At 35.0% G+C, this 7,096-nt stretch carries 4 protein-coding genes and 2 tRNA genes; 4 read left to right on the top strand and 2 right to left on the bottom strand.

Features of this window, described 5'->3' with window-relative positions; all coding sequences use genetic code 11:
* The first annotated feature begins 193 nt into the window (after positions 1–193).
* Complete coding sequence (locus B2Y85_RS07600) at positions 194–712, top strand: prepilin-type N-terminal cleavage/methylation domain-containing protein (RefSeq protein WP_372519880.1); 519 nt, start codon at positions 194–196, stop codon at positions 710–712.
* Positions 713–800: 88 nt separating this feature from the next.
* On the opposite strand, the gene B2Y85_RS07595 is transcribed toward B2Y85_RS07600, so the two are convergent.
* Positions 801–872, bottom strand: a tRNA-Glu gene (locus B2Y85_RS07595).
* Between the two features lie 9 nt (positions 873–881).
* Positions 882–954, bottom strand: a tRNA-Lys gene (locus tag B2Y85_RS07590).
* Between the two features lie 390 nt (positions 955–1,344).
* On the opposite strand from B2Y85_RS07590, the gene B2Y85_RS07585 reads away from it, so the two are divergent.
* From B2Y85_RS07585 to carB, 3 genes are read left to right on the top strand one after another with little or no spacing between them, the layout of a single operon-like run.
* Positions 1,345–2,637 carry an adenylosuccinate synthase gene (locus B2Y85_RS07585; RefSeq protein WP_372519879.1) on the top strand — a complete coding sequence of 431 codons (1,293 nt, stop codon included), beginning with the start codon at positions 1,345–1,347 and terminating at the stop codon, positions 2,635–2,637.
* A gap of 26 nt (positions 2,638–2,663) precedes the next feature.
* On the top strand, positions 2,664–3,761 hold the full coding sequence (carA, locus tag B2Y85_RS07580; protein WP_372519878.1) for a glutamine-hydrolyzing carbamoyl-phosphate synthase small subunit: 1,098 nt from the start codon (positions 2,664–2,666) through the stop codon (positions 3,759–3,761).
* On the top strand, positions 3,754–7,044 hold the full coding sequence (carB, locus tag B2Y85_RS07575; protein ID WP_372519877.1) for a carbamoyl-phosphate synthase large subunit: 3,291 nt from the start codon (positions 3,754–3,756) through the stop codon (positions 7,042–7,044). Before carA ends, carB begins: the two co-directional genes overlap by 8 nt.
* Positions 7,045–7,096 lie beyond the last annotated feature (52 nt).

The following is a 7,096-nucleotide window of genomic DNA, read 5'->3' as shown; positions in this document are numbered from 1 at the left end:
GTTGAATATAATGATGAAATTCGTAGAGCTGTGTAAATTTAAATAGATATTGTTTCTAAAATATGGTTTATAATTTGAAGTTTGATAAAAGGCTTACTGGAAAGTAAGCCTTTTTTTGGTTGCAAGTGATATAAATATACACTATAATTACAGTGTGAAGTTATAGGTACATTGTTTTAGGGAGGAAAAAACTATGAACAATATAATAAAAAAAAGAAAAGGTTTTACCTTAGTAGAGTTGGTAATAGTGATAGTTATTGTAGGTATTCTATCCGTAATATCCGTGCCGATATATAGAGGGTATGTGGATAAAGCAAAATTTACTGAAGGTCATATATTAGTTAATGCAATAGCAAAAGCGGAACTTGCGTTTCATGTAAAAAATGATTATTTTTGTGATGATTATGGCGGAAAAGGTGAATATCTTGATGTAGATTCGCGAGGAAATAAATATTTTAGGGATTGGTATACAGAAGCAAATAATAATTGGGCAGACAAGGCCTCAATGAACATAGTTTCGAAATTGAAAAAAATGTCAGATGATGACGGTTATGATACTTATGTTGATATCCATGCAGGTTACTTTACAGAAAATGGGGAATTATGGGAGGTTCATACAAGAGTGTATGCTAATGGTGGTATAGAAGATATACGAACAACAAAAGGCTCATCCTATATGCCGGAACCCCAGAGTAATTTTGATGTTTGCTGATATTTTGTTCTATTCAGTTTATAACAAAAAAAGACTTGCAGTTATATCTGCAAGTCTTTTTCTTTATATCTAAAAAGTTATTTTAAAGCGCTCCCAAGGAGAATTGAACTCCTGCTGCATGATTGAAAATCATGTGTCCTAACCCCTAGACGATGGGAGCTTAAAAAAGTGAGCCCGACGCGACTTGAACGCGTGACAGCTTCATTAAAAGTGAAGTGCTCTACCAACTGAGCTACGGGCCCATCTCAAAACTAACAATGTAAAAAATTTTATCAAAAAAAATATTTTATGTCAAGACCTGAAATTACAATTTATAATTTACAATGTAAAATTTATAATTAGCAACAACAGCAAAACGATAATTTTACCCATTCACCTGTCGTTTCTATCCTTCTATACATCCATACATCTATTCCTCAAAATTGCTCTTGGCAATTTTTTGTTGACAAAGAAAAAATGTTTTAATACAATAACAAAGGTCTGTAATAAAGGCAATTTATAATTTTCAATGGACAATTTATAATTAACGACAACGATAGAATAATAAACTGCTAAAAATAAATATCATTTAAATAAAATATAGACCGTTAAGCTTAAAAAAAGCTCTAACGGTTATTTTTTGGAAGGTAAATATGTCTACATTAGTTGTGTTAGGTACTCAGTGGGGAGATGAAGGAAAAGGTAAAGTTGTTCATTATCTTGCGGCAGAAGCGGATTATATCGTCAGATATCAGGGCGGTAACAATGCGGGACACACTTTAATATATGAAAACAAACCGTTTGTTTTACATTTAATACCATCCGGAATATTGTTTCCTAAAAAAGTTTGTATGATTACAAACGGTGTCGTTGTAGATCCTAAAGCTTTAAAAGAAGAAATAGATGTATTAAAAAAGAAAAAAATTCCCGTTGACGGAAGATTTTTCGTAAGTGAAAGAGCACATGTTATTCTTCCTTACCATAAACTTATAGACGGTATGCTTGAAAGCGATACAACACAAACAAAAATAGGAACAACAAAGAAAGGTATCGGTCCTTGCTATACCGACAAAGTCAGAAGAGTCGGTATAAGAGTTATAGATTATATAGATAAAGAAGTTTTTCTTGAACTTTTAGACCAAAATTTAAAAGAAAAAGAAAATATGCTTAAAAGAGTTTGTGATATAAAGAAATTAAAGAAAGAGATATTGAAAGATCATGCAGTATTATCAAAGTTCTTGAAAAAATATGTTGCGGATACTTCGGTAATGATTGCAGATGCAATAGCAAAAAAGAAAAAAGTTTTATTCGAGTCTGCTCAAGGTACAATGCTCGATTTGGATTACGGAACATATCCTTTCGTAACATCATCAAATCCTACATCGGGCGGAGCAAGCACCGGTGTCGGTATGGGGCCGTCAAATGTAGATGCTGTTTTGGGTGTAGTTAAAGCTTATACAACAAGAGTCGGCGAAGGACCTTTCCCAACGGAACTTTTTGATAAAACGGGCGAATTTTTAAGAGAAAAAGGTCAGGAATTCGGAGCAACAACAGGCAGACCGAGAAGATGCGGTTGGTTTGATGCGGTTGTTTTAAGACACAGTGTCAGAGTTAACGGTATAAAACATCTTATCCTTACAAAACTTGATTGTTTGGAAGGATTGGACAAAATAAAGATATGTGTAGCTTATAAATATAAAGGTAAAATTTTGAAAGATTTTCCTGCATCGAGAATAGTTCAAAGAGATTGTAAACCTGTATACGAAGAAATGCCGGGCTTAAACGGTGTTGTAAGAGGCGTAACAAAATTTGAAAAGTTACCGACAAATGCAAAAAAATATATAAAGAGATTGGAACAGTTGGTAGGTGCAAAAATAGATTTGGTTTCTCTCGGAAGAAAAAGAGAAGAAACAATTCCTGCGGGAAAGAAAGTAAAATTATTTTAAGAAATTTATATAAGTAGGGAAGAAAAATGGTTTTAAAAAAATGTATTTTGGCTTTAGAAGACGGTAAAGTTTTTGAAGGATTTTCCTGTGGTGCAGATACGGAAAGCACGGGGGAAATTGTTTTTAACACTGCTGTTTTCGGGTATCAGGAAATTGTTACCGATCCCGCAACAGCAAAACAATTAATCTGTTTTGCTCATCCGCATGTTGGCGATTGCGGATTTAATAACCAAGATTTTCAGTCCGGAGCTATTCAAGCTACCGGGCTTTTTTTTAAGGAATACAGCAAAAGATATTCCAATTGGAGAGCAGAAGGTTCAATGCAGGACCAAATTGTTAAAGACAATGTAGTTGCAATGGAAGGATTTGATACGAGAGCTTTAATAAAACATATAAGAGAAAACGGTACTCAAAAAGCTATAGTATCAACAAAAGATTTTGATGTTGAAAGTTTAAAATCAAAACTTGCAAAAGTTGTCGCAAACGATAAACAGGATTTGGTTAAAACCGTAACATGTAAAGAAAAATATTCTTTAAACGAAAACGGTAAAAAACAAAAAATCGCAATAATAGATTACGGTTGTCCGAAAAGTTTTATAGATACTTTTACATCTCAAGACTATAAGGTTACGGTATTTCCCGCAACCGCAACGGCAGACGAAATTTTAAAAGAATGTCCGCAGGGTATATTTTTATCAAGCGGTCCGGGATATGCGGCAAATTCAAGTTATGCAATTGATACGGTTAAACAAATAATACAAAAATGTCCGGATATGCCTGTATTTGCTATCGGTTTCGGTTCACAGGTTTTGGCACTTGCCAACGGTGCAAAAGTGGTAAAACACAAAATAGGTCACAGAGGAGCAAATTATCCCGTTAGAGATATTAATACAAACAAAATAGCAATAACATCTCAGAATAACGGTTATTATACGGACAAAAACTCAATAGAACAAAACGAAAATTTACAAGTAACACATATAAATTTATATGATGGGACGGTCGCAGGTTTTGCCAATAAAAAAGGTAACAATTTCGCAGTGGAGTTTTATCCTTCTTTAGATTCAGACGAAACCGGATACTTGTTTAAAAATTTCTTTGATATGGTGGAAAAAAATGCCTAAAAGAACAGATCTAAAAAAAATACTTATAATTGGTTCGGGACCTATCGTTATAGGTCAAGCTTGTGAGTTCGATTATTCCGGAGTACAAGCAATAAAAGCTTTAAAAGGAGAAGGATATAAAGTTGTTTTGGTAAATTCCAACCCTGCAACAATTATGACAGACCCCGAATTTGCCGATGCAACATATATTGAACCTTTGGTTCCGGAAATTGTTGAAAAAATTATTGAAAAAGAAAAACCGGATGCCATTCTTCCTACACTCGGCGGCCAGACAGCATTAAACTTGGCTGTAGCCTTAGCCGAAAAAGGTATTTTGGCTAAACATAATGTAGAACTTATCGGTGCGGATTTTGATACCATTTCAAAAGCGGAAGACAGAAAACTTTTCAAAAAAATGGTTGAAAGTATCGGCCTTGATTTACCGAAAAGCGGTTATGCTTACAACATGAAAGAAGCAAGAGAAATTGCGGAATCCATAGGTTTTCCCGTTATTATAAGACCTTCGTTTACTTTGGGCGGTGTAGGTTCCGGAACAGCATGGACAAAAGAAGAGTTTGAAGAAATTGTTCAGGCGGGACTTCAGGCAAGCCCTATAAGCGAAGTTTTAATAGAAGAGTCCGTTTTAGGTTGGAAAGAACTTGAAATGGAAGTTATGAGAGACAGAAAAGATAATTGTATTGCAATATGTTCAATAGAAAATGTTGATCCGATGGGTGTTCATACCGGAGATTCCATTACCGTTGCACCTGCAATGACAATTACCGCAAAAGAATATGCAAAAATCAGACAAGATTCGTTCAGAATACTAAGAGTTATCGGTATGAGACACGGCGGTGCAAATATTCAGTTTGCACAAAATCCTAAAGACGGAAGACTTGTTGTTATAGAAATGAACCCTCGTGTAAGCCGTTCATCGGCTTTGGCATCAAAAGCTACGGGTTTTCCTATAGCAAAAATTTCAAGTTTGTTGGCGGTAGGATACACATTGGATGAACTTACAAATGATATTACGGCTCCTAACCCTGCAAGTTTCGAACCGACGGTAGATTATCATGTTATAAAAATTCCGAGATTTGCTTTTGAAAAGTTCGGTGATACAAACCAAACACTCGGGACAGCAATGAAATCCGTTGGTGAAACAATGGCGTTGGGCAGAACATTTAAAGAAGCATTGCAAAAAGCTATAAGAGGATTGGAAGTTAAAAGAAGCGGTTACGGTCTTGAAAATGTAGGTATAGATAAAGAGTTAAACAAACTTCTTGAGTTGGGTACGGATGAAGCGAAGAAAAAAGCTTTGGAAATTGTTACCGCAAAACTTGCAACACCAAACTGCGACAGAATTTATGTAATAAGATACGCTTTGAAGCTCGGAATGTCCGTTGACGATATTTTCAATGTATGTAAAATAGATCAGTGGTTCGTAAATCAAATAAAAGAAATTGTTGATATGGAAAGCGAAATTCCCAACATATTCAAATTGAAAGGGGAAGATCAAAAACTTCTTTTAAGAAGAATAAAACAGTTCGGATTTTCAGATAAACAAATAGCAATAGCTACAGGCAAAAAAGAAGAAGAAATAAGAGCATTAAGAAAAGAATTAAAAATTATTCCCGTATACAAACTTGTAGATACTTGTGGCGGAGAATTTAAAGCTAAAACCGCATACTACTATTCAACTTATGAAGATGAAGACGATGTAGTTGTTTCCGATAAGAAGAAAAAAGTTATGATTTTGGGTGCAGGTCCCAACAGAATAGGTCAGGGTATAGAGTTCGACTATTGTTGTGTGCATGCAGTGCTTTCCTTAAAACAGGAAGGGTATGAAACAATAATGGTAAATTGTAACCCTGAAACCGTTTCTACCGATTACGACACTGCAGACAAACTTTATTTTGAACCGTTAACGGTGGAAGATGTTTTAAATATTGCGGATAAAGAAAAACCGGAAGGTGTTGTTGTTCAGTTCGGCGGACAGACTCCTTTAAATTTAGCATCAGCTTTAAATAAGGCAGGACTCAAAATTTTGGGAACATCCGTTGAATCTATAGATATGGCAGAAGACAGAAAAATATTCAGTAAAGTGTTGAAAAAATTGAATATTCCTCAAGCGGATTCCGGTACTGCAACAACATTTGAAGAAGCTAAAGCTATAGCAAGTAAAATCGGTTATCCGGTAATGGTAAGACCTTCTTACGTGTTGGGCGGTAGAGCCATGGAAATTGTTTACGATGAGAATCATCTTGAAACATACATTTCAAAAGCTACCGATGTAAGTGAAGGTAAACCTATCCTTATAGATAAGTATCTTGATAACGCTATAGAAATAGATGTTGATGCACTTTCCGACGGTAAAGATGTGTATATTGCAGGTATTATGGAACATATCGAACAGGCAGGTATCCATTCCGGAGATTCCGCTTGCGTTCTTCCTACACACACTTTATCTAAAGATGTAATAACAAAAATAAAAGAACATACAATAAACTTGGCAAGAGAAATTAATGTTAAAGGATTAATGAATATTCAGTATGCCGTTAAAAACGGTATTCCTTACCTTTTGGAAGCAAACCCGAGAGCTTCAAGAACGGTTCCGTTTGTTTCAAAAGCTATAAGTTATCCTTTGGCAAAACTTGCTTCAAAAGTTATGATAGGAAAAGCGGTTAAAGATTTAATTCCCGCGGAATATTTGAACGGTCAACTAAAACATATAGATTATACATGTGTAAAAGAAGTTGTGTTGCCATGGATAAGATTTGCTAATGTTGATACCGTTTTAGGTCCTGAAATGAAGAGTACCGGTGAGGTTATGGGTATAGATAAAGATTTCGGTAAAGCATTTGCTAAAGCCGAACTTGCTTCAGGTACAATATTGCCCGATTCGGGAACAGTATTTATAAGTTTGGGTCAAAGAGATAAATCGAAAGGTCTTGAAATTGCAAAAGATTTTATAGACCTTGGATTTAGTGTTATAGCAACAAAACACACTGCGGAATTCTTTAAAGAAAACGGACTTGATGTAAAAGAAGTTCACAAAATCCAGGAAGGAAGACCTAATGTCGTTGATATAATTTCCAACAAAGAAGTTGCTTTGATAGTAAATACACCGTCCGGACAAAAGAGTCATCACGACGGTTACAGTATCAGAAGAACAGCTTTAATGTATAATGTTCCTATAGTAACAACACTTGCCGCAGCCAGAGCAAGTATTGAAGCGATAAGGGCAAAAAGAAATTATGATTGGGAAGTTTGCAGCATACAAACTCATTATAAGCTTGATAAATAAAAAACTGAAAAATTTTAGTTACAACTTTGAAATTCCGAGCTTCATGTACCGT

It is taken from the genome of Candidatus Ruminimicrobiellum ovillum, from assembly GCF_002392975.1.
Lineage (GTDB): Bacteria > Elusimicrobiota > Endomicrobiia > Endomicrobiales > Endomicrobiaceae > Ruminimicrobiellum > Ruminimicrobiellum ovillum.
Note: the sequence above shows the minus strand (reverse complement) of the source record. Positions and strands in the feature narration are given on the sequence as shown.